Below are 26,918 nucleotides of genomic sequence, written 5' to 3'. Positions count from 1 at the left end.
GGGCTCAGCCCGCCTTCGCCGCCCGGATGGCCCGGTCGATGTCGGCGGGCTGGATGCTGGCGCTGGCGCGGCCGTTGATGAAGAAGGTCGGCGTGCCGAGCAGGCCCAAACCCGTGGCCGACGTCTGGACGTCAGCCAGATGGCGCGCCGTTTCCGGGCTCGACATCGCCGCCTGCGCAGCCGGCGCGGCGACCCCGTTCGCGGCGAGGATGCGATCAACCGCCGCCTTGTCCAGCGCGGGCTCGGCCATCAGGGACCGGAACACGGCCAGGTATTTGCCTTCGCGGTGCGCGGCCTGGGCGGCGCGGGCGGCGTAGTGCGAGACGTCGTCGGTTCCGCGATCCAGAATCGGCCAGTCCTTGAACACGAACCTCACATCGGGGTGCGCCTGCATCAGACGCAGTACATCCGGCGCCGTCGCCTTGCAGCCGGGGCAACGGAAGTCGAAGAACTCGATCACGGTGACCTTGGCGTCGGCCGGCCCAAAGGCGGGGTCCTGGGCGGTTACGGCCAGCAGGGTCGGACTGGCCGCGGCGCGCTGGTTGATCGCGTCGGTGCGCGCGCCCTCTTCCCTGGCCTGCAGCGCCGCGCTGACTTCCTGCAGGATTTCCGGGTGCTTCAGCAGATAGGCCCGCACCCGTCCGTCGAAGTCGCCGCCGGTGGCGTAGGGCGCCGCGGCCAGCCCGAGGGCGACGATAGACACGGCCATGGACGCCATCGCCGCGCGAGGGCGGTCGAAAAAGCCGCGATCTCGCACGGGCGTCGGGTCAGGCGCGTCGGTCATATGGGTCTCGATCGGGGAAGGGGTCAGCCGGCGGCCGGGATCACGCCGCCGCGGTCGCGACGGCTGTTGCGGCGATCGACGTCGTCGATGTCGTCCTGGGTCGCGCCGGAGGCGAAGACGATGTCCATGGCGCGGGTCCACTCGGCCGTGCCGGGGGCCAGCATGTCCCGGGCGCGCAGGGCGAACTGGGTCGCCTGCCGCTCGGCGCCCATGGCGAAATACATCTCGGCCGAAGCCAGACGCGCCTCGCCCTCCTTGTTCTGGCTGGCATAGGCCTGGCTCAGCAGCCGCCAGCCCATGGTGTTGTCGTGCTCCAGCGCCGTGGCGCGTTTCAGCTGGTTCACGGCCTCGTCCAGTTTGGCGGGGTCGCGGGTTTCCAGCAGGGCGTGGGCCAGATTGATGCGCAGCAGCGGGGCATCGGGCTTCAGCTCGACAGAGCGCTGGTGCGCGCCGATGGCTTCGGCGGGGCGGCCTTCCTCGAACAGGATCTGGCCCTTCAACTCCCAGAAATAGGGGTTCTCGGGCTGTTCGGTCAGAAAGACTTCAACCACGGCGAGCGCCTTGTCGGTCTGGCCGTCGCGGTACAGCGCGATGGCGCGGGCGTATCGAGCGGGCAGGGACGTGTCGCTTTCCGGATAGTCGCGCAGCGTCTGGTTCGGCGCGTCCATGAAGGCGTGGATCTTGGCCAGGATCAAAGCGTGCTCGGCGATCCGTTCGGGACTGTCCTGGTGGTTGTAGTTCGATTGCTCGGAAACGAAGCGGCGCAGGTTTTCGATGCGCGCCGACGACAGGGGGTGACTGCGGAAATAGGGATAGCGCCGCTGATCCGAGAACACCTCCTGCGAGCGGAAATTCTCAAAGAAGGTGACCAGACCGCGGCCGGACTCGCCCGCGTTCTGCAGCGCCCGGGCGCCGGTATTGTCAGCCTCCCCCTCCTGATGCGTCATGTAGCGCAGCGCGCTGAGGGTTCCGAAATACTGGCTGTTGCCCAGCAGAACCGCGCCGGCGTCGGGGGCGCCGGCTGCGATCGCCAGCGCGCCCAGCGCCATGGTCATCAGCATGGGCTGCATACCGGCGCCCTGGGCGCCGTCGCGCAGGGTGTGGCGGTTCTTGATATGCCCCGCCTCGTGGGCGAGGACGCCGAGAAGTTCGTTCGCCGAGCGGGTCTTGAGGATCAGCCCGGTGTTGACGCCCATGATCCGGCCGCGCGTGGCGAAGGCGTTGAGATCGTTCTCGTTGATCAGAAGAATTTCGACCTCGGACGGTTCCAGCCCCATGGCGGTGAGAACCGGGTCCGTCCATTCCTGGATGATGCCTTCAATTTCGGTGTCCCGAATGGCGCTCTGGGCCGCGGCCGGCGAGGCTGCAGTCAGCACCAGGCCGACGGCGGCGACAGCGCCGGACAGCCGGGCGGCGGCGTTTCGGGACAGCCAGTTCACTGCGAACTCCTCATACCCAAGTCTACGCCCCCGCCCGGCCGATGGTCACAACCTAATCACGGCGTTTCAGCGGCGCCACCATCCGCGCTTCGGCTTTTCGGGCGGGGCGACGATCTGGTTCGGGTCTTCCGCGATCAGGGCGGCGACGTCGATTTCCGGCTGCGGCGACGCGACGGGCTCGACGACAGGAGCGGCAGCCGGCTCCGGCTCAGGAAGCGTCCCGGCCGCTTCGGCGGGCGTGACGTCCAGCACGGCGGCGGCGGTTTCCGGCTCCGCTTCGTTGGGCTCGATCGGCGCCGTGACGGCTTCGGCTTCGGCCTCGGCAGTGGCGCTGGCCGACACCTTGCGGCGCACGCGGCGACGTTTGGGCTCTTCCGCGATGGCGACCGAAGCCGTCTCGGCGTCGTCGATGACGACGGCCATAGGCGTATCGACCGAGCCGTCCGGCGGCATGCCCTCGTTGGTGGCGCGCGTCTCGACCTTGGTCTCGTGGGTCAGACCCTGTTCGCTGCCGCGATCCCGACCGCGACCTCGTCCGCGGCGACGGCGCGAGCGGGGCCCGCGTTCGCCGCCGAGCTCGCCCTCGGGCCGCTCGCCGATGACCTCGTCCACATCGTCGGCGGAGGTGGCGTCAGCTTCCGCGCGCGGTTCGACACGCTCGGGATTGATCGGATCGAACCAGACGTAAGGGTCTTCCAGCGACGGCGTGCGGCCGCGCACCCAGTTGAAGCCGTCGCGCTCGCCGCCTTCTTCCCGCACCCGTCGTCCGCCGCGGCGTCCGCGGCGACGGCGACGACCGTTTTCGCTGTCGTCGTCATCCTCGCCGGGAGCGAGCGCAGGCGCCGAAGCGACGGCCTCGTCAGCCGCGCCTTCGGGGGTGTCACGGCGTCCGCCGCGACGGCGACGGCCGCGGCCGCGGCCTGCTTCGCCTTCGACGCGTTCGGCGCGCTCGCGCGGTTCGTCGTCGTCCGTGTCCTCGCGGTCCAGGGCGTCGTCGTCGGCGATGACTTCGTCGTCGTCCTCGTCCTCGTCATCAAAGGCGCTGTCGTCGAAGTCGTCGTCGAGGTCGATGAAGGCTTCGGGGCGCTCTTCGGGGACGAAGTCCTCGTTGGTTTCGGTGCGATCGAGCGAGTGGTCGCCCTGGCCGAGGGTGTCGTCGATCAGGATGACGACGTTCAGGCCGCGCTGGGCCAGCAGGCGCTGCAGATAGTCGCGCTTGTGGTTCAGGATGTAGAGGGCGACCGCGGTGCACAGGCGCAGGTTCACCGAGCCCGCGCCGTTCTTGCCCGCCTCGATGTCCACGGCGCGCAGCGTCATCAGCGCGGCGCTTTCGGCCGAGCGGACGCGTCCGGCGCCCTGGCAATGCGGGCAGGCCTCGGTCGCGCCCTCGATGACGCCGAGGCGGCGACGCTGACGGCTGATCTCCATGAGGCCGAAGCCCGAGATGCGGCCCATCTGGATGCGGGCCCGGTCCTTGGCCAGCGCATCCTTCAGCACCTTCTCTACGGTGCGGTTGTTCTTCGACTCATCCATGTCGATGAAGTCGATGACGATCAGGCCGGCGAGGTCGCGCAGGCGCAGCTGACGCGCCGCTTCGACGGCGGCTTCCATATTGGTCTTGGTGGCGGTGGCCTCGACGTTGCGTTCCTTGGTCGAGCGACCCGAGTTGACGTCAATGGCGACCAGGGCCTCGGTCTGGTTGATGACCAGATAGCCGCCCGAGGGCAGGGGGACGACCGGCTGGTGGATCTGGGTCAGCATCTCCTCGATGCCGTTGGTGGCGAACAGCGGACGAGCGCCCTGGTACAGATGCACCTTCTTCGACTGCGAAGGCATCAGCACGCGCATGAAGTCGCGGGCCTCCTTGAAGCCCTCGACGCCCTCGACCTGGATGCCGTCGAAATCCTTGTCGAACATGTCGCGCACGGCGCGGCGGACGAGGTTTTCTTCCTCATAGATGATGGAAGGGGCGTTCGATTTCAGCGTGGTTTCGCGGATCGTCTCCCACAGGCGCAGCAGATATTCGTAGTCGCGCTTGATCTCGGCCTTGGTGCGTTTTGCGCCGGCGGTGCGGATGATCAGGCCCATGCCCTGGGGCACGTGCAGGGCGGCCGCGGCGGCCTTCAGGCGCTTGCGGTCGGTGGCCTGGGTGATCTTGCGCGAAATGCCGCCGCCCTTGCCGGTGTTGGGCATCAACACGCAGTAGCGGCCGGCCAGCGACAGCCAGGTGGTCAGGGCCGCGCCCTTGCCGCCGCGTTCGTCCTTGACGACCTGGACCAGCATGACCTGACGGCGCTTGATGACGTCCTGGATCTTGTAGCGGCGCATCAGGCGACGTTTCAGCCGCTCTTCCTCGGCCATGCCGCCTTCGGATTCGTCGTCGCCTTCGCGGGCGTGCTCATCGTGCTCGTCGTCTTCCGAATGCGCTTCGGCCATGATGGCCTCGCGGTCGGCGACCGGGATCTGATAATAGTCCGGGTGGATTTCGCTGAAGGCGAGGAAGCCGTGGCGGTTGCCGCCGTATTCCACGAACGCAGCCTGCAGGCTGGGCTCTACGCGAACGACCTTGGCGAGATAGATGTTGCCGCGAAGCTGGCGCTTCGCGCGGGATTCAAAGTCGAATTCCTCGACCTGACGGCCCTCGACGATAGCGACCCGGGTCTCCTCGGGATGCGCGGCATCGATCAACATGGTCTTTGGCATGGAAATTTTCTCTCTGGCGCGCTCGGCCATCCCCACGAAGGGGGCAGGCGGCTCGCCGAATGGGATGGGGGGCGAACGCAGACGGCATCCCGTCGCCGCGGCGAAGGCCGCGGGCGAGGTCGGTTGTTTCAAACCGGAAGGGAGCGCAGGCGATAAGGCCCATGGGGGTTCAGTACGGTCCTGGGGCCGGACGCGCCGTCTGAGGGGCGTCCCGGTCCCGTCTTCAAACCGGCGAGCGCAAACCCGGCCGGCTTTCGGATCAGTGAAAGTCACGCCGCGAGGAGGGCGCGTCCGGCCTGATGATCAGGGGACGCGATCGTTCGCGGACGAGACAAGCATAGGCATGGCGGCCGTGAATTAAAAGGCGCGTCCGCTTTAACCCGTTGGCGACGACGATGAGGCATCATGAGCCCAACCAAGAAGGTGGGTCTGCCGTCAAATGCACGGACTGTCGCGTATCAACCTGACGCAATGGCGCGTTCGCGAGTGGGCGACGGCGGCGATAGCCGCCGCCGTCTTCTGCGTCGCCGTGTTCGCGGCCGGGCGCGGCCTGGCTTCGGGGGCCATGGGCGAGGTGCTGCGCGTGCGGTTCGGCGGTGACGACCAGCACACACGGGTGGTGGTCGATCTGGACCGGACCTCGCGCGGACAGGTGATCCTGTCCGGGGAGCAGGGTCAGGTTGTCGTGTCGCTGGCCGGCGTCGCGCCGCAGCGCGGACTGAACGGTACGGGCACGGGACTGGTGCGCGGCTGGCGGGTCGCCGGCGCGGGCGTGGCCTCGCGGGTCGAGCTGGACCTGGCCACCAGCGCCGAGATCGAGCGCCGCTTCCTGCTGCCGCCCGGCGATGGGATCGCCCACTACCGCTATGTGATCGACCTGAAGGCCACCGGCCGCCCTCCGACGCGCGTCGCGGCACGGCCCGCGCCGCGTGCTCCGGTGCGCACGGCGGAACGACCCCTGATCTTCATTGACGCCGGCCACGGCGGCCGCGACCCCGGCGCCCACGGCGCCCGCTCGGACGAGAGCGACGTCACCCTGGCGGCGGCCCAGGCCCTGAAACAGGAGCTGGAGCGCACGGGCCGTTACCGCGTGCGGCTGACGCGCGAGAGCGACGCCTATGTCGCCCTGTACCGCCGGGTTTCCATCGCCCGTCAGGCAGAGGCCGACCTGTTCATTTCGCTGCACGCCGACGCGGGGGCCGATCCGGCCACGCGCGGGGCCAGCGTCTATACGCTGTCGGAACAGGGCGCGGGCCGGGCGGTGCGCGAGTTCACGCGCGGCGACAACTGGCACCGCAGCCTGAACCTGCCGGGCCGCGACCCCTCGGTGGACCGCATCCTGCTGGACATGACCCAACGCGCCACCCAGAACCGCTCGGCCCAGCTGGCCCGGACGCTGCTGGGCGAGCTGGAGGGCGCAGACCATCCGATGCTGCGCCGCAGCCACCGCGACGCCGGCCTGGCCGTGCTGCTGGCGCCCGACGTACCGGCGGTTCTGCTGGAGATGGGCTTTATCACCAATCCCGAGGACGAGCGGCTGCTGACCGACAATCGCGCCCGCCGCCGCCTGATGCGCGCCGTGGCCGAGGGCATCGACCGCTATTTCCGCGAGCCCGCGGGCACGCTGCAGATGGCGTCGAACGGGGCGGCCGGTCAGCCCTAGATCAACCTTTCCCAGTTCGGCGGCGGCGTCAGACCCTGATCGATCAGGGAGCGCGCGCCGCGTTCGAACTCTGCCCGGCCGCAGGCGCGCAAGCCTTCGAGGCCGACCAGCCGCCAGGATTCCTCGACCACCATTTGGGTCCACGCGCAGTTTACGGCGTGGCGCCACTGTTCGGCCTGCACGAGGCGCTGGCGCTCGAGGTCGGCCTCGGTCGGTTTCGGTCGATAGGGGCGGGGCGGGCGGCGGCGTGGCATGGGTCCTCCAATCGGGCATGCGGAAATGACCCCGCGCCGGACGGCGCGGGGGGCGGGAGGCGTGCGGAGCGCCGGACCGGAGCCCGGTGCAAAAAAGGGCAGAACCGTTTCGGCCACAGGCCGGACGCTCCGCGCGGAGATTGGTCGGAAGCTTGCGTCGGGTGGCGGTCTTATCGCCTTACCGCAGCGCCTCCGGCGGGCGGGCCGTGCTTGCGACACGGTCCCCGGACCGGACGAGTATCCCCCTCGTCCCTGACGTCCGTTTGGTTATCAGACCCCGGGCGTCGCTCGTCCTGCTCCCGGATCAAGTCCGGGATGACGAAGACGAACCGGAACCGGGCCCCCGCTTCTCCACATCCCGCCGCCAAAGATCGCAAGGCCTTTGCGCCTCCCCCGCGACGGGACGGAGAGGAGTGTCGCACGGGCCCTTCCTGCGGCTACGAAATGACGCTGCTTTTCAAAATAAACGTATAAATATCAACATATTAACATGGAGAATCTGGCTTGTTCAGCTGGAATTCGCAGCATTGTGAGCGGCATGCGGCCTGGCGGCCATCCGTCACCCCTGGGGGCAAGCCGCAGGAAGGCGGGATGGGGAGTTGTCGGGACCGGACCTAGTAGAGGTGAGCCGCGACCTTCACCCAATGCATCGCCTGGCCCGCATCAATCAGCTCGAACAGCGGGATCGCCAGCAGAAACACGAGGCCGTCCCGGATGGTGAGGAGGAAAAGGGAGGGGCGGATGGTCAGTTCATCCGCGTCGCGCCACTGAGAGAAGCGAGGCCAGAATCGGGGCGTGCGGGCGACATAGTCGGCATAGCCCGGGCCGAATTCCCGGAGCAGGAAGGCTTCCTCCCGCCGCACCGTAAGGTGGAACACCAGGATCGCCGCCACCACGAAAGCAGCGGCGATGACCGCGCTCCCGCTCTGGGCGCCCATTCCGAACGCCCCGATGAAACTGAAGACGTAGAGCGGATTGCGACTGATCGAATAGGGGCCCCGGTCGACGATTTCCGCCTTTTTCCGTCCCCCGATATACAGGGTGCACCAGGCGCGGCCGACGATCGAGAGAATGATCGCCGCCAGGCCGACAGTCTCCACGAACTCGTGCCAACCGCCATCGATCCCGCCGATGGATTGGCTGACGACAGACAGAGCCAGCAGCCCGATGAGGGCGATGGCGATCGCGACCTTCCGCAGCTTCTGGATTGTGGCGAGCTGCAGGGGAGGCGCCGGCGTCGGGGTCATTTCACGTCTCCGTGGGCGGATGGGACGGTGGAGCTGTGACGGTTTCGGGCCGGGCGGCGGATGGTGCGGAGCGGACGCATCTAGACCACCGTTCCAAACAGCCGGCCAATGCCCGCGGTCGCGGCCATGGCGATGACGCCCCAGAAGGCGACCCGCAGGACGGAACGGCCTACGTTGGCGCCTCCGGCCAGGGCGCCCAGCGCGCCCAGCCCCACCAGTCCCGCCAGGGCCGTTACGCCGACCCAGATGATCAGGCCTGACAGCGGCGCGAGTATCACCAGAATCAGGGGCAGAAGGGCGCCGAGCGCGAACGTCAGGGCCGAGGTCAGCGCCGCCTGCACCGGCCGCGCCGTCGTGATCTCGGAAATGCCGAGCTCGTCCCGCGCATGGGCCCCGAGCGCGTCCTTCTCCATCAACTGGATCGCCACCTGCCGCGACAGAACCGGGTCGACGCCGCGCGCCGCATAGATGCCGGCCAGTTCGGTCACCTCGGACTCGCGGTCCCCCGCCAGCTCGGCGGTCTCGCGGGCGAGATCGGCCTTTTCGGTATCCGATTGGGAGCTGACGGAGACATATTCCCCCGCCGCCATCGACATCGCCCCGGCGACGAGGCCGGCGACGCCGGCGATCAGGATTCCGCCGCGCGTCGCCTCGGCCGCCGCGACACCGATGACCAGGCTGGCGGTCGACACCAGCCCGTCGTTGGCGCCCAGGACGGCGGCTCGCAGCCAGCCGATGCGTGAGACCAGATGACGTTCGGGATGCAGGGCGAGACGACTCACAGAATAACTCCAGACCAGTAGCGCAGACTACGCCGGCGAGACGCGATCGTCCCCATCAGGGAAGACCCGGCGCCATGCGACGCAGGGTCGGGTCCCTGAGCACATAGTGGTGGAAGAGGGCCGCGGCGGCGTGGAAGCCGATCAGCCAGTAGCCCGCGGCGCCGACCGTGGTGTGCAGATCCTCGATCCGTTCGGCGAGCGCGGCATCAGGGGCCACCAGCGGAGGAAGAACGAGGCCGAAGAAGGGAACGGCGTCGCCTTCAGCGCTCAGCAGCAACCAGCCCAGGACGGGCATTGCGATCATGAGCATATAGAGGGCGACGTGCACGATCATGGCCAGGGCGCCTGACCAGGTCCGGGGAGCGGGTCCTCGTGGTGAAAGCGCCCGGGCGGCCAGGCGAACCCAGACCAGGACGAAAACCGAGAGACCGAGCATGAAATGCCACGTCTTCAACCCCTCGCGGACGTCACTGCCGCGCGGATAGAACTCCCGGAGCTCGATACAGGCGTAGACGGCCGCCAGAAGCGCCAGCATCAGCCAGTGCATGATGATGGACAACCGGGAGAATGGCGGAGCAGGGAGGTGGGGCGATAGGGCCATAGGGGTGCTCTGACGGGTGAAGAGAATCAAACCTCGCATGGGGAGAAACCCCACGCCTTGATCTTGCGCAAGGCCGGCGCCGCGTCCCGGAGCCGTTACGCGACCTGACCAGGCCGCGCCTCGGGAAGGTCCGTCAGCGCTTCCTGTTCGACACGACGGCCGGGGACACCTTATCCCTTCGGCATCGCGCAGCCAGCCGGAGCGGTCCCGTGACCCCCACCATCACCGCATTTGAAAGTTCGCCTGATCGCGGTCGGGGACTGGCGCGGGACATGCGCGTTCGCTGGGCGCTGGAGGAGGTGGGCCGGCCCTATGAGGTTCGTCTGGTTTCGTTCGGCCAGATGAAGGAGGCCGCGCATCGGGCGGTTCATCCCTTCGGGCAGATTCCGACGTATGAGGAGGGCGACCTGGCCCTGTTCGAGACGGGGGCGATCGTCTTCCACATAGCGGAACGCCATGCGGGCCTGCTGCCGGATGATGCAAACGCCCGGGCCCGGGCGATCGCATGGATGTTCGCCGCGGTGAACACAGTGGAGCCGCCCATCCTCGAGCGTGGAGGGGCCGTGCTGATGGAACGCGACAAACCCTGGCACGAGGCGCGCCTGCCCATGCTCGACGCGCGGGTGGATGCGCGGTTGGGTGATCTGTCTCGCCGGCTGGGCGACGCGGACTGGCTGGACGGCGCGTTCAGCGCCGCCGACGTGATGATGGTGACGGTGCTGCGCCGGCTGGATGGATCGGGCCTGCTGGAGCGGTATCCGAACCTGTTGGCCTATATCGCCCGGGGCGAGGCGCGGCCCGCGTACCGGCGAGCGTTCGCCGATCAGCTGGCGGTGTTCACCGACAGGCAGTCGGCCGACTGACGACGGGCCGCCGCAGGCTGGAAACAGTCAGCAAGCGGCGCTCGCACTCGCGCGCCCAACCGCCTATCTGCGTCCCATGCGCCTGAGAGTCGTCGATCTGGAAACCACCGGGGGAGACCGGACCGCGGAGATCATCGAGGTCGGGATCGTCGATGTGGTGCGCGACGGGGACGGGTGGACGGCGCTGCCGCCCGTGGCGAAACTGTTCAGGCCGCGGGGCGAGATATCGTTCCACGCCATGGCCGTGCACCATCTGACGCCGGGCCATTTCCGCGACGACGATCCGCATTGCGACGAACATCGGCTGCGCGAGATGTTCGGCGCCCAGCCCGCCGATGTGATGGTGGCGCACAGCGCGGGGTTCGAGCGGGGCTTCATCGCCGACACGGCGCACGGGGGCCTGCCGTGGATCTGCACGGTGCGCTCGGCCAAGGCGGTGTGGCCGCAGGCGCCGGGGCATTCCAACCAGGTGCTGCGCTACTGGCGCGGGCTGAACCTCGATCCGGCGCTGGCCAGTCCGGCGCACCGGGCCGGGCCCGACGCCTGGGTGACGGCGCATCTGCTGATCGACCTGCTGAAAGAGGCGACGGTCGAGCAGATGATCGGCTGGACGTCCGAGCCGCGGAGGCTGAACCGGATTCCGTTCGGCAAGCATCGCGGCAAGCCGTGGTCCGATCCGCCCGACGACTATCTGCGCTGGATGGCCGGGCAGGGGGATATGGACGCCGATGTCGTGGCCGCCGCGCGACAGGAGCTCGTCCGTCGCACGGATGCTATGGCGGACGCGGACGACGCAAGCTAAACCCGTGGTCGGGCCCGCCATTCGGAGACTGCGGTGAAGATTGCCGAACGCTGGTTCGTAATGGCGGGTGTCGCCCTGCTGGGCGGAATCGCCCTGGCGGGGCTGATCGTCGCCGTCTATGCGGCCTGGCTGTTCCATGACCTGCCGGACGCGTCCGAGCTGGCCGACTACCGGCCAGCGACGGCGACGCGGGTCTATGCGGGCGACGGCACCCTGATCGGCGAATTCTCGGACGAGCGGCGCATCTATGTGCCGTATGAGCAGATCCCGTTGCCGGTGGTGCAGGCGTTCCTCGCGGCCGAGGACCGGAATTTCTTCAACCACGGCGGCATCGACGTGGGCGGCCTGGGCCGGGCCATGTTCAAGAACGTGTTCAACGCGGCCACGGGGCGGCGGCTGGAGGGCGGCTCGACCATCACCCAGCAGGTCGCCAAGAACGTCCTGCTGACCAACGAGAGCAGCATCAACCGCAAGGTCAAGGAAGCCATCCTGGCCAACCGGCTGGAGGCGACGCTGACGAAACAGCAGATCCTCGAACTGTATCTGAACGAGATCTTCCTGGGCTATCGTTCGTTCGGCGTGGCGGCGGCGGCCTACAATTATTTCGGCAAGTCGCTGAGCCAGCTGACGCCGGACGAGGCGGCCTTCCTGGCGGCCCTGCCCAAGGGGCCTAACAACTATCACCCCAAACGCCACCCCGGCGCGGCCAAGGGCCGCCGCGACTGGGTGCTGGGCGAGATGAACCAGAGCGGCTGGATCAGCGACGAGGAACTGGTGGCGGCCCGCGGGCGGCCGCTGACGACCCAGGACGCGCCGCGCCGGGCCCAGTACGCCGACGCCGACTTCTTCGTCGAGGAGGCGCGGCGTCAGGCCATCGCCCGCTTCGGCAAGGAAGAGGTCAATCGCGGCGGCTACTATATGCGCACGACGCTGGACCCGACGCTGCAGTCGGCGGCGCGCGACGCCCTGATGAAGGGGCTGGAGAACTATGACCGCCGGCACGGCTGGCGCGGGCCGTGGGGCACGACCGACTTCGCCGGGGGCTGGCGTGAGACCGCCGTGCGCGGCCAGCGTCCGCCCGAGCGCCGGGCGTGGGAAGCCGCGGCCGTCGAGAACGCCGCCGGCAACAGCGTGCGCATCCGCACCGCCCGCGACGATCACACCGGCTATCTGATCACCGGGGACGCGGCCTGGGCCAACGCCAACCGCCCGCTGAAACGCGGCGATCTGATCTTCGTCGAGGCGCAGGGCGGCCAGTACGCCCTGAAACAGGTGCCGCGCGTCAACGGCGCCCTGGTCGCCATCGAGCCCCAGTCGGGCCGGGTGCTGGCCATGGTCGGGGGCTATTCCTACGCCCTGTCCAGCTTCAACCGCGCGACCCAGGCGAAGCGTCAGCCGGGCTCGGCGTTCAAGCCGTTCGTCTATGCGACGGCCCTGGAGGGGGATTACACCCCCGTCTCGATCATCCTGGACGCGCCCATCAGCTTCGCCGGCGGACGCAACGGGGAACGCTGGACGCCGGAAAACTACAGCCGCGAATACTATGGTCCGCAAACGCTGCGCCGCGGGCTGGAGCTGTCGCGCAATGTCATGACCGTGCGGCTGGCCCAGGCCATCGGCATGCGCAATGTCGTCGACCTGTCGAGGAAGATGGGCGTCGCCGACGACCTGCAGCCCAACCTGTCGGTGTCGCTGGGCGCCGGTGAGACGACGCCGTACCGGCTGACGGCGGCCTACGCCGCCTTCGTCAACGGCGGCCGGCGGGTCGATCCCTATCTGATCGAAATGGTCCAGGACCGGGACGGCGAGACCATTTTCAGCGCCGATCCGCGCCGCTGCCGCGACTGCGGCCGGCCATTCACCGGTCAGGAGTCGCCGCGTCTGGAACAGCGCGGAACCCAGGTCATCGACCCGATCACCGCCTATCAGATGAGTTCGATGCTGGAGGGCGTGGTCCGGCGGGGCACGGCGGCCAGCGCCAGCAGCCTGGGGCCCTGGGTCGGCGGCAAGACGGGCACGACCAATGAGTATCGCTCGGCCTGGTTCGTCGGCTTCTCGTCCGACATCGTGGTGGGGGTGTTCATCGGCTTCGACGATAACCGGCCGCTGGGCTCGGGCGAGACGGGCGCCACGGGCCCGGTGCCGGTGTTCACCGACTTCATGCGCGTGGCCCTGCGCGAGCGTCCGGCCCGACCGTTCGTGCGGCCTCGCAACGCCGTCTTCCGCACCGTGAACGGCATCGAGGAAGCCTTCCGCCCCGGCACCGAACGGCGCCGCGAGGAGGAGCGGCGGGCGCCGGCGGAACAGATTCCCACGGGTCCGCAGAACTACAATGAGGTGATCCGCCGCGAGATCGAGGGGCCCGACGCCCCGCCCGCGGCTTCCGCACCGCCGCCGCCCACGACACCGCCGCCGCCGAAGAAGGAACCGGCGGAGGACTTGAGCGGACTGTACTGACCCTCTAGGTAGAGCCATCGACGGCGCGCCTGCTTTTCGGGCGCGCCGTTCCCTTTTGGAATCGCAGGAGTTCGCGATGAGACCGGATGTCGAGGCCATGAAGGCCGACATCGAGCAGAGCATCGCTCTGCTCAGGAGGCGTCTTTGACTGGGATGTCGCGCTTCGAAAACTCGATGAGCTGAACGCGCGGGTCGAGGACCCGACGCTGTGGAACGACCCCGAGGCGGCCCAGGCCGTGTCGCGCGACCGCTCGCGCCTCGAGGCCCAGATCAACACCGTCCGCCAGATGGAAACCGGGCTGGAGGAGGGGGTCATGCTCTCCGAAATGGCTGACGAGGAAGGCGACGAGGCGACGCTGGAGGAGGCGCGCGCGCAGCTGAAGGCGATCAAGGACCGGGCCGGGCGCGCCGAACTGGAGGCCCTGCTGTCGGGCGAGGCCGACGGCAACGACGCCTATCTGGAAGTGAACTCCGGCGCCGGCGGGACCGAGTCCTGCGACTGGGCCGGGATGCTGCTGCGCATGTATTCGCGCTGGGCCAGGGCGCACGGCTACGAGGTCGAGCTTGAGGCCGAGGAATCGGGCGAACAGGCCGGCATCAAGTCGGCCACCATCCTGATCACCGGGCCCAACGCCTACGGCTGGCTGAAGTCGGAATCGGGCGTGCACCGGCTGGTGCGCATCAGCCCCTTTGACGCGGCGGCCAAGCGGCATACCTCGTTCGCCTCGATCGGAGTCTCGCCGGTGGTGGATGACGCCATCGAGATCGACATCAATCCGTCCGACGTGCGCACCGACACCTATCGCGCCTCGGGCTCGGGCGGGCAGCACATCAACAAGACCGACTCGGCTGTGCGTCTGACGCACATCCCGACCAACACCGTGGTGGCCTGTCAGGCCGGCCGGTCGCAGCACCAGAACCGCGAACAGGCGTGGAAGATGCTGCGGGCCCGTCTGTACGAGCTGGAGCTGCAGCGGCGCGAGGCGGCGGCGCAGGCCGTGGCCGACGCCAAGACCGACATCGGCTGGGGTCACCAGATCCGATCCTACGTCCTGCAGCCCTACCAGATGGTCAAGGATCTGCGGACCAACGTCGAGACATCGGACACGCAAGGGGTTCTGGACGGCGACCTGGACGCCTTCATGGGCGCAGCGCTGGCGGCGCGAGTCGGCGAGACGCGCGGCTCGACGGTGGATTAGGATGGTCTCCCTCCCCCGAAGTGGGGAGGGTGGTCGCGAAGCGACCGGGTGGGGAATGCCTGATGCACCCCACCCTGTCGCCGCTTCGCGTCGACATCCCTCCCCATGAAGGGGAGGGAGAGGCGTTTGTTACGCCCCCGGCTTCATGTCGATGATCTGCGGCGCCGCCTCAGGCGCGGCCGGGCGGGGCGGCGCGGTCGGCGCGGGCGCTTCGCGGCGGCCCTGCAGGACGCGGCCCTGGAAATAGGCGCCGATGTCGATCGACATCTGTTCGGCGGTGATGTCGCCGTCGACATAGGCCGTGGCGATCAGCTTGACCTGCTTGCCCGAGATGGCGCCGACGACGCGGCCCCGGATCTCGACATAGTCGCCCGAGACATTGCCCTCGACCGCGCCGGTCTCGCCGACGATCAGGCGGCCGACGCGGACGTCGCCCTTGATGGCGCCGTCGATCTGGAGATCGCCGCCGCCCGAAATGTTGCCGTCGAACTGGAGGTCCGACGACAGGGTCGACAGCCCGCGCTGGCTGGCCGGAGCCGGCGAGGCGGAACGCGGCGCAGCGGCCGGGCCGCCGGGCGTCGGCAGGTCGGGCAGGGGCGGAATGGCCGAGCCGCTGTTGGCGCGCGGCTGGGGCGGTGGGACGGGGGACTTAGTCTTGTTGAACAAGTTGATCTCCGGCTCTCATGAAGCGGGCGGGGTTTTGCGGGCGGCCGTCCATCCACACTTCGTAGTGCAGGTGGACGCCGGTGGAGCGTCCTGTGGTTCCCATGGCGCCGACGCGCTGGCCCAGCGCGATACGCTGTCCGGGCGTGACCGCCGTGGCGTTCAGATGAGCGTAGCGCGTCTTGAAACCGCGTCCATGATCTATCTCAACGGTGTTGCCATACCCTGAACGCACGCCGACAAAAGACACGATTCCGGGAGCCGGGGCGTGGATCGGGGTATTCAGCGGGGCCGCGAAATCCTGCCCCTGATGCAGGGCGGGGCGGCCGTTGAAGGGGTCGAACCGGACGCCGAAGCCGGAGGTGGTGCGCGCCTGGGTCGGGCGGCGGAAGGGCATGCCCTCGGCCGCATTGGCCAGGGTCCGCATCTCCGAAAGATTGTCGGCGGCGTGACGGATGCGAACCGCGAAGGCTTCGTCCACGTCCAGCACGGCGGCGAGGGCGCGGGGATCGCGGGCTTCCACCAGCGGGCCGCCCAGGGCCGTGTCGTGCGGGGCGTAGGCGGCGGGGTTCAGTCCGGCCAGCCGGAAGGCGAGGCGCAGGCGTTCGGCCCGCGTGTGGGCCTCGCTTTCGGCGCGCGCGATCAGCCGCTCCTGGTCCATGCGGACGGCGATCATGCGCTGGACGGGAGAGGTGCGGGCCGGATCGGGCGCGATCGCCGGCCGCAGGGCCGCCTGGGCGCCCTCGACGCCGCGGAACATGCCCATGACCTGGGTCAGGGCGGCGTGACGGCGCTCGACCATCTGCGCCATCTCGTCGAGCGATCCGGTGGTGGCGGTCATGCGCACGACCGCGCTGTCAAGACGGGCCTGCAGGTCGGCGTTCATCCGTTCGGACGCGGCGCGGGCGCGGGCCACGGTGCGGTCGGACTGGCTCTGCGCCACCATGTCGAAGATCAGGCTGCCCGAGGCGGCCATGGTCCAGCCGCCGATCAGGAGGGCCGCCGCGGCGGCCAGGACCTGTTTGCCCGGCGTCAGCGCCCAGGCGCGAACGGCGTCGCCGTCACGCAGATACAGGTATCGGGTCGGAAACCACTTTCCGATCAGAGACCGCCTGTTGGTCGGCTCGTGTTCGGTCATCACGCAACGCCCCCACGTACGAGCGGGGTATATGCGCCAGGTAGCGCCCCGGGGACAAGTCTCTTCACGCCTTGTTAACCACGATCAAGCGTGTTCGGGCGAACGAAGACCGTATTCGAGCTCAAAACTCGCCTGTCAGGCGAGTGCGCGAATCTTTGAAACGACAATTACATCTCTGGTTGTAGAGAACAGTCCGTGGTCAGAGCGATTTCACGGTCGCAAGAACTTCAGCTGCGTGGCCCTTGACTGAAACCTTGCGCCAGACCCGGCGGACGACGCCGTCGCCGTCGATCAGGAAGGTGGCGCGTTCGATGCCCATGTATTCGCGGCCGTAGAGCTTCTTCTGCACCCAGACGCCCCAGGCGTTGGTCACGTCCTCGGGCTCGTCGGAGGCGAGGATGACCTTGAGGTCGTGTTTGGCCTTGAAGCGGTCAAGCTTCTTCACGGGGTCGCGCGAGACGCCGATGACCACGGCGCCGGCGCCGGCGAAGTCGTCGATCAGGGCCGAGAAGTCCTGGCTCTCGGTGGTGCAGGCCGGAGTGTCGGCCTTGGGGTAGAAGAACAGGACGACGGTCTGGCCCTTGAGGGCGGCGAGGGATGCGCGGCCGCCGCCGTCCGCGGCCATGTCGAATGCGGGGGCCGGCAGGCCTTCGGTGATTTCCAACTCATTCCTCCCGTCATCCTCGGGCTTGACCCGAGGATCGGATGTGGGACCGCTGGTGCGACGCCGTTTTCGCACGAGCGATGGATGGTCCGGCCCTCGGGTCAAGCCTGAGGGTGACGGCGGATGGGGTCAGACCGGGCGCACCAGCACGATCTTCTTCTTACCGGCGGCCAGCTTGAGGACCCCGTCCGCGTTGACGTCGCCGGCCTCGATCAGGCGGGCGCCGTCGGCGATGGCTTCGTCGTTGAGACGCAGACCGCCGCCCTGGGCGAGGCGGCGGGCCTCGCCGTTGGAGGCGGTCAGACCGGCTTTCGTCGTGACGGCGGCGATCATGGCGCCGATGACCTCGTCGCGCGGCAATTCCACTGTGGGCAGGTCGACGGACAGCCTGCCCTGTTCGAAGGCGGCCTCGGCCGCGCCGCGGGCGTGGGCGGCGGCATCCGCGCCGTGCAGCATCGTCGTGGCGGCGTCGGCCAGGGTCTTCTTGGCGTCGTTGATGCCGGCGCCCTCAAGGGTCTCGAGCCGGGCGATCTCGCCCAGCGGCAGGTCGGTGAACAGGCGCAGGAATTTGCCCACGTCGGCGTCGTCGACGTTGCGCCAGAACTGCCAGTAGTCATACGGGCTCAGCTGTTCCGCATTCAGCCAGACCGCGCCCTGGGCCGTCTTGCCCATCTTGCCGCCCGAGGCGGTGGTCAGCAGGGGCGTGGTCAGGCCGAAGGCGGCCTTGTGGTCGACGCGGCGCACCAGATCGACGCCCGAGACGATGTTGCCCCACTGGTCCGAGCCGCCCATCTGCAGGGTGCAGTTCCGGGCGCGGTTGAGCTCGAGGAAGTCCACCGACTGCATCAGCATGTAGTTGAACTCGAGGAAGGTCATCGGCTGTTCGCGTTCCAGCCGCAGCTTGACCGAGTCGAAGGCCAGCATCCGGTTGATGGTGAAATGCGTGCCGTAGTCGCGCAGGAACTGGATGTAGCCGTAGCCCGACAGCCACTGGTCGTTGTCGAGCATGATCGCGTCGGTCGGGCCGTCGCCGAAGGTGAGGAATTTCTCGAACACTGTGCGGATCGAGGCGATGTTCGACTGGATGGTCTCGTCGGTCAGCTGGGGGCGCGAGGCGTCCTTGCCGGTGGGGTCCCCGACCTTGGTGGTGCCGCCGCCCATCAGGACGATGGGCTTGTGGCCCGCCTGCTGGAGCCGTCGCAGCATCATGATCTGGATCAGGCTGCCGACGTGCAGCGAGGGCGCCGTGGCGTCGAAGCCGATGTAGCCGGTGACCACGCCACTCGCCGCGGCGGCGTCGAGCTCGGCCGGGTGGGTGATCTGATGGATGTAGCCGCGCGCCTGAAGGGTTTTCAGGAAGTCGGACTGGAAGGCGGGCTCGGCGGTCATGGGCGGGGGATCGGGCTTGGCTTGGGAGGGAAGGGGCGTGTAGCACGGGCGTATGGAAGCGCGAACCGCCGGAGCATCCGGACAGCGACGGTCTTTGCTGCGCCACGCGGACTCCGCGGGCGAGGCGGCGTCGCGGGTCGAGGTCACGGCCTGGCGCCCGCAGCACGGGCGGCTGGCCCTGCTGTATGTGATCCATGCGCCGGCGGACGAACTGAAGCTGCCGCCTATGGCGGAGTCCGCCCGGGTCGATCACCTGTGGCGGCATACCTGCCTGGAGGCCTTCATCCGGACGCCGACGGGCGAGGCCTATTGCGAGATCAACCTGTCGCCATCGACGCGGTGGGCGGCCTATCGATTCGACGCCTATCGCGAGGGAATGGAGAACCTCGACATGCCATCGCCGCGGATCGAGAGTCGTTCGTATCCCGAGCGCCATGAACTCGAGGCGCTGATCGACCTCGGCGGCGCGCCGGAACTGGCCCGGTCCGACTGGCGACTCGGGCTTTCGGCTGTCATCGAGGACGCGGACGGCGGCAAGGCCTGGTGGGCGCTGGCCCATGCGACCGGGCAACCGGACTTCCACCATTCCGACGCTTTCGCCCTCGACCTGCCCGCCGTGGAGCCCGCATGAAATTCGGCATCGACCGCCTGCTGTCCGAGCCCGATCTGCGGGCGGCGCTGAAGGGGCGCAGGGTCGCCCTGCTGGGGCATCCGGCGTCGGTGACGGCGGACCTGACGCATTCGCTGGACGCGCTGATGGCGTGCGACGACCTGAACGTCACGGCGGCGTTCGGGCCCCAGCACGGCATGCGCGGCGACCTGCAGGACAATATGATGGAGTCGCCGGACTTCACCGATCCGCGGCACGGCATTCCGGTGTTCAGCCTGTATGGCGAGGCGCGCCGGCCGACGGCGGCGTCGATGCAGACGTTCGACGTCCTGCTGGTCGACATGCAGGACCTGGGCTGCCGCATCTACACCTTCGTGACGACCCTGCTCTATGTGCTCGAGGAGTCCGCGAAGCACGGCAAGGCGGTGTGGGTGCTGGACCGCCCCAACCCGGCCGGACGACCGGTCGAGGGGACGACCCTGCTGCCCGGCTGGGAGAGTTTCGTCGGGGCCGGGCCGATGCCGATGCGGCACGGCATGACCCTGGGCGAGATGGGCCGCTGGTTCATCGATCACTTCAGGCTGGACGTGGACTACCGCGTCATCGAGATGCAGGGCTGGGCGCCCGGGCAGGGGCCGGGCTTCGGCTGGCCGAGCGGGGAGCGCAGCTGGATCAATCCGAGCCCCAATGCGGCGAACCTGTCGATGGCGCGGGCCTATGCCGGGACGGTGATGCTGGAGGGCACGACCCTGTCCGAGGGACGCGGCACGACGCGGCCCCTGGAGCTGTTCGGGGCGCCGGACATCGACGCGCGGGCCGTGATCGCGGAGATGCAGGCGTTCGCGCCGGAATGGCTGGACGGCTGCCGGCTGCGCGACTGCTGGTTCGAGCCGACATTCCACAAGCACGTCGGAGCCTTGTGCAACGGGCTGCAGATCCACGTCGACGACCCGGCCTATGACCACGCGGCGTTCCGGCCGTGGCGGCTGCAGGCGCTGGGGTTCAAGGCGATCCGGCGGCTGTATCCGGACTACGCCCTGTGGCGGGACTTCCCGTACGAATACGTCTTCGACAAGCTGGCCATCGACGTGATCAACGGCGGGCCGGGCCTGCGGCAATGGGTCGACGATCTGGCGGCGACGCCGGCCGATCTCGAGGCCCTGGCCGGGCCGGACGAGGCGGCGTGGGTGGAACTGCGGAAGCCGTTCCTGCTCTACTGATCGTCAGAAGCGCCGCGCCAGACCGATCCCGATCTCGACGTCCGGGCTGTCCTCATTGAGGCCGAAATTGAGTCCGAAATCCAGCTGGGTGTCGGCCATGCGAGGGGGCGACCACACTGCGGTCAGGTCGAAGGTCGCCTGGGTCGAGGGGGCCAGGGGGTCTTCGTCGCGGCTGGCCCACAGCTCGACCCCCAGGGCCCAGTCGCCAACCATGCGGCCGACGCCCGCGGCCATCGCATAGGCCGCGTGACGACCGTCGCCGTCGCTATCGGCGACCACATCGACGCCTGGCGACAGACCGAGACTCCAGTCATCGTTCAGCGGCACTGAGACCGGCAGGATGACGCCGCCCTCAACCCCGTCCGCGCGAAAGGCGCGCGAACCCGTGGGGGCGGTCACATAGGCGGCCAAGGCCACCGAGAGGCCCGAACCGTCCGGGTTGGCCAGCGAATGGGCTATGCCGAGGGTGATGTCGCCGACCCCTTCGACGACGTCGGAGACGCCGCTGGTCCGGTCGGTCGCGGACTGGCGATTGTAGGCGGTGACGCCGAACTGGATTTCCGTGGTCGGAGAGACGCCGTGCCGGATGAAGATATCTCCGGCGGCCCAGTCGGTGGTCCGTGTCTGATCATCGCGCCGGCGGGCGAAGTCGACCAGGCCGAGCTCCAGCTGCCAGCGGCCCTGGTCGAGAATGCAGGTGGGCGTGCCCTTGCCGGGACGGGCCGCGCAGAACTCACGTTCCAGCGCGGGACTCTGCGCCAGCGCCGGCGCGCCAGACAACGTCAGGGCGGCGATCAGGGCGACCCGACGCATGATCAGGCCGGTTTTTCGGCCAGGCGCTTGTCCAGATAGGCGCCGACACGGCGTTCGACGGCGTCGATGTGGTCCTGCCAGAAGTGGGTCGCGCCCTCTTCGAGCTCATAGTCGATGATGATGCCCTTCTGGGTGCGCAGCTTGTTGACCACGCGCTCGACCTCGACCGGCGGGACGACGGTGTCGGCGGTGCCGTGCAGGAACAGGCCCGAGGCGGGGCAGGGGGCCAGGAAGCTGAAATCGTACATGTTCGAGGGCGGCGAGACCGAGATGAAGCCGTCCGTCTCGGGGCGCCGCATCAACAGCTGCATGCCGATATAGGCGCCGAACTGATAGCCGGCGACCCAGGTCTGGGAGGCGCCCGGGTTGTTGGACTGGAGCCAGTCGAGGGCCGTGGCCGCGTCGGCCAGCTCGCCGATGCCGCTGTCAAACTCGCCCTGCGACTTGCCCACGCCGCGGCTGTTGTATCGCAGCGTCGCGAAGCCGCGCTTCTGGAACAGCTGGTACAGGGTCACGGTGACCGGGTTGTTCATATGCCCGTTCGCCTTGGGGTGCGGATGCAGGATCAGCGCGATCGGCGCGTTCGGGCGCTTGCCCGGGGAGTAGCGGCCTTCGATACGGCCAGAGGCGCCGGGCAGGATGACTTCAGGCATATGGGTCCAACGCTTTGGGGAATTCCGTGTTCAACTGTCGTTTCGCAGCTGCGTAATACTTGACCGCAGCGGTAGGACTTTCTAAGTCCAGCCTGCGCGCCGACGCCTTTGCGAAGGCGCGGGTTCTAGCACAGGACCCTCGAAAAGCGCGCGATTTTTGAAGGTGCGCGATGCGTCTGTCGACCAAGGGACGATACGCCGTGATGGCGATGGCCGATCTGGCCAAGAACGGGCAGGCCGACGGCGTGGTCCGGGCCGTGTCCCTGGCCGAGATCGCGACGCGTCAGGAGATTTCGCTGAGCTATCTGGAACAGCTGTTCGCGCGGCTGCGGAAGAGCGGTCTGGTGCAGAGCGTGCGGGGCCCGGGCGGCGGCTATCGGCTGGCCAAGGGGGCGAACGAGACGGTGGTCGCGGAGATCGTGCTGGCGGTCGACGAGCCCATCCGCGCCACGCGCTGCATCGGCCATTCGGCGCCCAAGGGCTGCATGATGGCCGGCGAGCGCTGCATCACCCACAATCTGTGGGAGGATCTGGGCGACGAGATCCATCGCTATCTGGCGGGTGTATCGCTGGAAGACGTGGTGATGAACCGTACCGGGGCGCGCCGTCGCGCGACCGCCGAGGAAGTAGGAGTGGCGGCGTGAGCGGCGTGTATCTGGACTACAACGCCTCGGGCCTGGTGCGTCCCGAGGTGCAGGACGTGATGGCCCGGGCTCTGGCTGACAACGGCAATCCGTCGGCCGTGCATGCCGCAGGCCGTCGGGCGAGGGCGCGGGTCGAGACCGCGCGGGCGCAGGTGGCCGAGCTGGTCGGGGCCGATCCGTCCTCGGTGGTGTTCTCCAGCGGCGGCACGGAATCGAACGCCCAGGCGATCCTGAGCGCCATAGCGGCCGGCTGCGAGCGGCTGATCGTGGGCGCGACCGAGCATCCGTGCGTGGCCGAGGCGGCGACGGCGTCGGGCAAGCCGGTCAGGATGTTGCCCGTGGACGCGCGCGGCGTCGTGGACCTGAACAAGCTGCGGCAACTGCTGGGACAGCCGGGGCGGGCGGTCGTGGCCATCCATCACGCCAACAACGAAAGCGGCGTCATCCAGCCGATCGTCGAGGCGGCGAGACTGGTCCGCGCCGCGGGCGGTTGGCTGCATGTCGACGCCATCCAGTCGGCGGGCAAGATTCCGGTCGATATCCGCGAGCTGCGGGCCGACAGCCTGACCCTGTCGGCGCACAAGCTGGGCGGGCCGCAGGGCGTCGGGGCCCTGGTGATGGGCGAGGGCCGCGAGGCGGTCCAGATGCTGCACGGCGCGGGACAGGAGCGCGGCCTGCGGGCCGGGACGGAGAATGTGCCGGGAATCACCGGCTTCGGAGCCGCCGCCGTCTGCGCCGCGCGTGACCTGCCCGACGCCCAGGCCCACGCCGTCTGGCGGGACGCGGCCGAGGCCGTGGTCAAGGCGGCCGGGGCGACCATCATCGGCGAGGGCGCCGAGCGGCTGCCCAACACCCTGTTCATGGCCGTGCCCGACTGGGAGAGCCCGCAGCAGCTGATCACCCTCGATCTGATGGGTCTGATGGTCTCGGCCGGCAGCGCCTGTTCGTCCGGCAAGACCAAGCCGTCGCGGGCCATCCTGGCCACGGGACGGATCGACATGGCCACCGGCGGCATCCGCATTTCCGGCGGCTGGGGCACGGTCGAGGACGACTGGAAGCGCTTCGCCGCCGCCTGGGTCGAGGCCTACGCCAAACAGCGCCAGCGGGCCGCCGAACGCGTGAAAGCCGACGCCTGATGGCTGCTGTCCAGAAGACCATCGACGCCGTCGCCGCGCTGGAGAAGTACGAACACGGCTTCACCTCGGACATCGACACGGAATACGCCCCGCGCGGGCTGAACGCCGACATCGTGCGGTTCATCTCCGAGAAGAAGGGCGAGCCCGAGTGGATGCTGGAATGGCGTCTGGCCGCCTATGAGCGCTGGCAGGCGATGGAGGAGCCGACCTGGTCGTCGGTGAAATACACGCCGGTCGATTACCAGGACCTGTTCTACTACGCCGCGCCGAAGGAGAAGCCGGGGCTGAAGTCGCTGGACGAGGTCGATCCGGAAATCCTCGCCATCTACGCCAAGCTGGGCATCCCGCTGAAGGAGCAGGAGGTGCTGGCGGGCGTCGAGGGCGCGCCGCGCTATGCGGTGGACGCGGTGTTCGACAGTGTCAGCGTCGTCACCACCTTCAAGGCCGAGCTGGCCAAGGTGGGCATCATCTTCATGCCGATTTCCGAGGCCTTGCGCGAACATCCTGATCTGGTGCGCAAATATCTGGGCTCGGTGGTGCCGGTCTCGGACAACTATTTCGCGGCCCTGAACAGCGCGGTCTTCAGCGATGGATCGTTCGTCTACATCCCGCCGGGCGTGCGCTGCCCGATGGAGCTGTCGACCTATTTCCGCATCAATGCGAGCCAGACCGGCCAGTTTGAACGCACCCTGATCATCGCCGACAAGGGCAGCTATTGCTCCTATCTGGAGGGCTGCACCGCCCCGATGCGCGACGAGAACCAGCTGCACGCGGCGGTGGTCGAGCTGGTGGCGCTGGACGACGCCGAGATCAAATATTCGACGGTGCAGAACTGGTACCCCGGCGACGCCGAGGGCAAGGGCGGCATCTACAATTTCGTCACCAAGCGCGCCGACTGCCGCGGCGACCGGTCGAAGGTCAGCTGGACCCAGGTCGAGACCGGCTCGGCCGTGACGTGGAAATATCCGTCCTGCATCCTCAAGGGCGAGGAGAGCTCGGGGGAGTTCTATTCGATCGCCATCACCAACGGACATCAGCAGGCCGACACCGGCACCAAGATGATCCATCTGGGCAAGAATTCGAAGAGCCGGATCATCGCCAAGGCGGTCTCGGCCGGGAAGTCGGACTCGACCTATCGCGGTCTGGTCTCGGTGCATCCCAAGGCGACCGGGGTGCGCAACTTCACCCAGTGCGACAGCCTGCTGATCGGCAAGGACTGCGGCTCCCACACCGTGCCCTATATCGAGGCCCGCAACGGCTCGGCCCAGCTGGAGCACGAGGCGACGACGACGCGGTTGAGTGACGACCAGCTGTTCTACGCTCAGCAGCGCGGCCTGTCGCAGGAGGAGGCGGTGGCCCTGCTGGTCAACGGCTTCGTCCGCGACGTGATGCAGAAGCTGCCGATGGAGTTCGCCGTCGAGGCGCAGAAGCTGGTGGCGATTTCGCTGGAGGGCTCCGTTGGCTGATCTCCACAATCCGTCATCCTCGGGCTTGTCCCGAGGACCCATGGCGCCGCAAGCTCAACCTTATGGGCAGAGAGCGAGTCCTGATCGCCGTCTACATCATGACCAACGGACCGTACGGCACGCTGTACGTCGGCGTGACCAGCAATCTGTATCAGCGGGTTCAGCAGCACCGAGACGGGACGTTCGCCGGTTTCACCAGCAAGTATGGGTTGAAGAGGCTGGTCTGGTTCGAGACGTTCGAGTTCATGACGGTCGCGATCAAGCGCGAGAAGGCGATCAAACGCTATCTGCGCGACTGGAAGATCAATCTGATCGAACGGGACAATCCGCACTGGGACGACCTGTCGCTGGAATGGGATCGTCCGCCGGTTTGGAAGCATGGGCCGACGGACGAATAGCGTCCGCTCCTCGCCCCACCTCCCGTCATCCTCGGGCTTGTCCCGAGGACCCATCGTTCGGCGGCATGGCTTGGTCGGGTTTGACGCACCGGTCCGCGAGCACTGACTTGCGGTTCGCGCATGCTGACAAATGGGTCCTCGGGACAAGCCCGAGGATGACGGAATTTAGGGTGGCGATGTGTCTGGAAGGGAGCGTGGGGTGAGCAGTTTCCACGAACGCTTTTTCCGAAAGAGCCGGTTTGGCCATTTCTACCCACGCGGCCCCAAGGCCAGGCGGTACGCCCTTGCCGGAATGGTCGGTTTTCTCGCATTCGGCGGACTGGGCATGGTCCTTCTGACTTCGGGCCAGTGGTTGGCCGGTCAGATCGTTCTCGGCGCTCTGGTCGTCTTCATCCTTATCTACAACGGCTTCGTTTCGACGAGGTCAGACCTGTGAATTCAATGCTCTCCATTTCCAACCTCCACGTTTCCGTCGGCGACAAGCCGATCCTCAAGGGGCTGACGCTCGACGTTCCGGCGGGCGAGGTGCACGCCATCATGGGGCCGAACGGGGCCGGCAAGTCGACGCTGGGCTACGCTGTGGCCGGTCGGCCCGGCTATGAGGCGACCGAGGGCGCCGTGTCGTGGAAGGGCGAGGACCTGCTGGCCCTCGAGCCGGCCGAGCGCGCGGCGAAGGGCGTGTTCCTGTCGTTCCAGTATCCGATCGAGATTCCCGGCGTCCCGGCCCTGACCTTCGTGCGCACGGCGCTGAACGCCCAGAAGCGGGCGCGCGGCGAGGAGGAGGTGTCGGCCCCCGCCTTCCTGAAGCTGGTCAAGGCGGCGGCGACGTCGCTGAAGATGGACTTCGACATGCTCAAGCGGCCGCTGAACGTCGGCTTCTCGGGCGGCGAGAAGAAGCGGATGGAGATCCTGCAGATGGCCCTGCTGGAGCCGTCGCTGCTGATCCTCGACGAGACGGATTCGGGCCTCGACATCGACGCCCTGAGGATCGTGGCCGAGGGGGTCAACGCCCTGCGCAGTCCCGACCGCGCCATGCTGGTCATCACCCACTATCAGCGGCTGCTGGACTACATCAAACCGGACCGGGTGCATGTGCTGGCCGGCGGGCGGATCGTGGCGTCCGGCGGGCCGGAACTGGCGCATCAGCTGGAGGCGGAAGGGTACGACAAGTATCTGCCGGAAGCCGCTTGATGACCCTTCTCCCCTTGCGGGAGAAGGTGGCCCGCGCAGCGGGTCGGATGAGGGGTCGCGCAGGCGGCGCCGAGTCCTCTTCCCCGATCATTCCGGACAGAGCAGTGCGACCCCTCATCCGTCAGCCTTCGGCTGCCAC

Annotated in this window: 26 protein-coding genes; 13 read left to right on the top strand and 13 right to left on the bottom strand. The window is 68.1% G+C overall.

Annotated elements, in window-relative coordinates:
• Positions 1-4: 4 nt before the first annotated feature.
• From PSV23_RS09200 to PSV23_RS09190, 3 genes are all read right to left on the bottom strand, one after another.
• On the bottom strand, positions 5-784 hold the full coding sequence (locus PSV23_RS09200) for a thioredoxin domain-containing protein (RefSeq protein WP_300468110.1): 780 nt from the start codon (positions 782-784) through the stop codon (positions 5-7).
• 23 nt (positions 785-807) lie between these two features.
• The gene (locus tag PSV23_RS09195; protein WP_300468107.1) at positions 808-2,223 is read right to left on the bottom strand and encodes a M48 family metalloprotease; all 1,416 of its coding nucleotides are present in this window, start codon (positions 2,221-2,223) and stop codon (positions 808-810) included.
• A gap of 66 nt (positions 2,224-2,289) precedes the next feature.
• The gene (locus PSV23_RS09190) at positions 2,290-4,926 is read right to left on the bottom strand and encodes a ribonuclease E/G (protein ID WP_300468105.1); all 2,637 of its coding nucleotides are present in this window, start codon (positions 4,924-4,926) and stop codon (positions 2,290-2,292) included.
• A gap of 439 nt (positions 4,927-5,365) precedes the next feature.
• On the opposite strand from PSV23_RS09190, the gene PSV23_RS09185 reads away from it, so the two are divergent.
• Positions 5,366-6,589: an N-acetylmuramoyl-L-alanine amidase gene (locus PSV23_RS09185; RefSeq protein ID WP_300468103.1), complete on the top strand. Its 1,224-nt coding sequence runs from the start codon at positions 5,366-5,368 to the stop codon at positions 6,587-6,589.
• On the opposite strand, the gene PSV23_RS09180 is transcribed toward PSV23_RS09185, so the two are convergent.
• From PSV23_RS09180 to PSV23_RS09165, 4 genes are all read right to left on the bottom strand, one after another.
• Entirely contained in the window at positions 6,586-6,843 is a 258-nt protein-coding gene (locus PSV23_RS09180; RefSeq protein ID WP_300468101.1) for a hypothetical protein, read from the bottom strand. The genes PSV23_RS09185 and PSV23_RS09180 overlap by 4 nt on opposite strands.
• Before the next feature lie 614 nt (positions 6,844-7,457).
• Positions 7,458-8,090 carry an isoprenylcysteine carboxylmethyltransferase family protein gene (locus PSV23_RS09175; RefSeq protein WP_300468099.1) on the bottom strand — a complete coding sequence of 211 codons (633 nt, stop codon included), beginning with the start codon at positions 8,088-8,090 and terminating at the stop codon, positions 7,458-7,460.
• A gap of 80 nt (positions 8,091-8,170) precedes the next feature.
• Positions 8,171-8,872, bottom strand: coding sequence for a VIT family protein (locus PSV23_RS09170; RefSeq protein WP_300468097.1), 702 nt, complete (start codon positions 8,870-8,872; stop codon positions 8,171-8,173).
• A gap of 55 nt (positions 8,873-8,927) precedes the next feature.
• Entirely contained in the window at positions 8,928-9,473 is a 546-nt protein-coding gene (locus PSV23_RS09165; RefSeq protein ID WP_300468095.1) for a cytochrome b, read from the bottom strand.
• Positions 9,474-9,682: 209 nt separating this feature from the next.
• Here PSV23_RS09165 and PSV23_RS09160 point away from each other — a divergent pair, with 209 nt between their 5' ends.
• The 4 genes from PSV23_RS09160 (at position 9,683) to prfB (ending at position 14,794) form a co-directional block, all read left to right on the top strand.
• A complete protein-coding gene (locus PSV23_RS09160; RefSeq protein WP_300468093.1) occupies positions 9,683-10,336 on the top strand; it encodes a glutathione S-transferase family protein in 654 nt (217 codons plus the stop codon).
• A gap of 76 nt (positions 10,337-10,412) precedes the next feature.
• A complete protein-coding gene (locus PSV23_RS09155; protein ID WP_300468091.1) occupies positions 10,413-11,138 on the top strand; it encodes an exonuclease domain-containing protein in 726 nt (241 codons plus the stop codon).
• Positions 11,139-11,198: 60 nt separating this feature from the next.
• Positions 11,199-13,595, top strand: a complete 2,397-nt coding sequence (locus tag PSV23_RS09150; protein ID WP_300468194.1) for a penicillin-binding protein 1A — start codon at positions 11,199-11,201, stop codon at positions 13,593-13,595.
• Between the two features lie 76 nt (positions 13,596-13,671).
• Positions 13,672-14,794, top strand: a protein-coding gene (gene prfB, locus PSV23_RS09145) for a peptide chain release factor 2 (RefSeq protein ID WP_300468089.1) whose coding sequence is annotated in 2 segments (ribosomal slippage) — positions 13,672-13,740 and positions 13,742-14,794 — 1,122 coding nt in all. Because the reading frame shifts where the segments join, the coding sequence is not laid out codon by codon here.
• Between the two features lie 129 nt (positions 14,795-14,923).
• Here prfB and PSV23_RS09140 read toward each other — a convergent pair.
• From PSV23_RS09140 to tyrS, 4 genes are all read right to left on the bottom strand, one after another.
• Entirely contained in the window at positions 14,924-15,460 is a 537-nt protein-coding gene (locus PSV23_RS09140) for a polymer-forming cytoskeletal protein (RefSeq protein WP_300468087.1), read from the bottom strand.
• Positions 15,444-16,595 (bottom strand): M23 family metallopeptidase, encoded by a 1,152-nt coding sequence (locus PSV23_RS09135; protein WP_300468085.1) that lies wholly within the window; start codon positions 16,593-16,595, stop codon positions 15,444-15,446. The genes PSV23_RS09140 and PSV23_RS09135 overlap by 17 nt, the downstream gene beginning before the upstream one ends.
• A gap of 199 nt (positions 16,596-16,794) precedes the next feature.
• The gene (locus tag PSV23_RS09130) at positions 16,795-17,259 is read right to left on the bottom strand and encodes a peroxiredoxin (RefSeq protein ID WP_300468083.1); all 465 of its coding nucleotides are present in this window, start codon (positions 17,257-17,259) and stop codon (positions 16,795-16,797) included.
• 129 nt (positions 17,260-17,388) lie between these two features.
• On the bottom strand, positions 17,389-18,648 hold the full coding sequence (gene tyrS, locus PSV23_RS09125; RefSeq protein ID WP_300468081.1) for a tyrosine--tRNA ligase: 1,260 nt from the start codon (positions 18,646-18,648) through the stop codon (positions 17,389-17,391).
• Positions 18,649-18,742: 94 nt separating this feature from the next.
• On the opposite strand from tyrS, the gene PSV23_RS09120 reads away from it, so the two are divergent.
• Together PSV23_RS09120 and PSV23_RS09115 are read left to right on the top strand one after the other, a co-directional pair.
• Positions 18,743-19,279 (top strand): DOMON-like domain-containing protein, encoded by a 537-nt coding sequence (locus PSV23_RS09120; protein ID WP_300468079.1) that lies wholly within the window; start codon positions 18,743-18,745, stop codon positions 19,277-19,279.
• Positions 19,276-20,478 carry a DUF1343 domain-containing protein gene (locus tag PSV23_RS09115; protein WP_300468077.1) on the top strand — a complete coding sequence of 401 codons (1,203 nt, stop codon included), beginning with the start codon at positions 19,276-19,278 and terminating at the stop codon, positions 20,476-20,478. Before PSV23_RS09120 ends, PSV23_RS09115 begins: the two co-directional genes overlap by 4 nt.
• A 3-nt stretch (positions 20,479-20,481) precedes the next feature.
• Here PSV23_RS09115 and PSV23_RS09110 read toward each other — a convergent pair whose 3' ends face one another.
• Together PSV23_RS09110 and PSV23_RS09105 are read right to left on the bottom strand one after the other, a co-directional pair.
• A complete protein-coding gene (locus tag PSV23_RS09110) occupies positions 20,482-21,291 on the bottom strand; it encodes a transporter (RefSeq protein WP_300468074.1) in 810 nt (269 codons plus the stop codon).
• Positions 21,292-21,293: 2 nt separating this feature from the next.
• Positions 21,294-21,944, bottom strand: a complete 651-nt coding sequence (locus PSV23_RS09105) for an alpha/beta hydrolase (protein WP_300468072.1) — start codon at positions 21,942-21,944, stop codon at positions 21,294-21,296.
• Between the two features lie 170 nt (positions 21,945-22,114).
• Between PSV23_RS09105 and PSV23_RS09100 the strand changes: the two genes are divergently transcribed.
• The 6 genes from PSV23_RS09100 to sufC all read left to right on the top strand — a co-directional run bounded on the left by PSV23_RS09100 (position 22,115) and on the right by sufC (position 26,779).
• On the top strand, positions 22,115-22,588 hold the full coding sequence (locus PSV23_RS09100; RefSeq protein WP_300468070.1) for an Rrf2 family transcriptional regulator: 474 nt from the start codon (positions 22,115-22,117) through the stop codon (positions 22,586-22,588).
• Positions 22,585-23,724, top strand: a complete 1,140-nt coding sequence (locus PSV23_RS09095; RefSeq protein WP_300468068.1) for a cysteine desulfurase family protein — start codon at positions 22,585-22,587, stop codon at positions 23,722-23,724. Before PSV23_RS09100 ends, PSV23_RS09095 begins: the two co-directional genes overlap by 4 nt.
• Positions 23,724-25,190 (top strand): Fe-S cluster assembly protein SufB, encoded by a 1,467-nt coding sequence (gene sufB, locus PSV23_RS09090; RefSeq protein WP_300468066.1) that lies wholly within the window; start codon positions 23,724-23,726, stop codon positions 25,188-25,190. The genes PSV23_RS09095 and sufB overlap by 1 nt, the downstream gene beginning before the upstream one ends.
• 62 nt (positions 25,191-25,252) lie before the next feature.
• On the top strand, positions 25,253-25,588 hold the full coding sequence (locus PSV23_RS09085; protein ID WP_300468064.1) for a GIY-YIG nuclease family protein: 336 nt from the start codon (positions 25,253-25,255) through the stop codon (positions 25,586-25,588).
• Positions 25,589-25,787: 199 nt separating this feature from the next.
• Positions 25,788-26,024 carry a hypothetical protein gene (locus tag PSV23_RS09080; protein WP_300468062.1) on the top strand — a complete coding sequence of 79 codons (237 nt, stop codon included), beginning with the start codon at positions 25,788-25,790 and terminating at the stop codon, positions 26,022-26,024.
• Between the two features lie 5 nt (positions 26,025-26,029).
• On the top strand, positions 26,030-26,779 hold the full coding sequence (sufC, locus tag PSV23_RS09075; protein ID WP_300468060.1) for a Fe-S cluster assembly ATPase SufC: 750 nt from the start codon (positions 26,030-26,032) through the stop codon (positions 26,777-26,779).
• Positions 26,780-26,918: the final 139 nt, after the last annotated feature.

Source organism: Brevundimonas sp. (assembly GCF_029946145.1).
Taxonomy (GTDB): domain Bacteria; phylum Pseudomonadota; class Alphaproteobacteria; order Caulobacterales; family Caulobacteraceae; genus Brevundimonas.
Note: the sequence above shows the minus strand (reverse complement) of the source record. Positions and strands in the feature narration are given on the sequence as shown.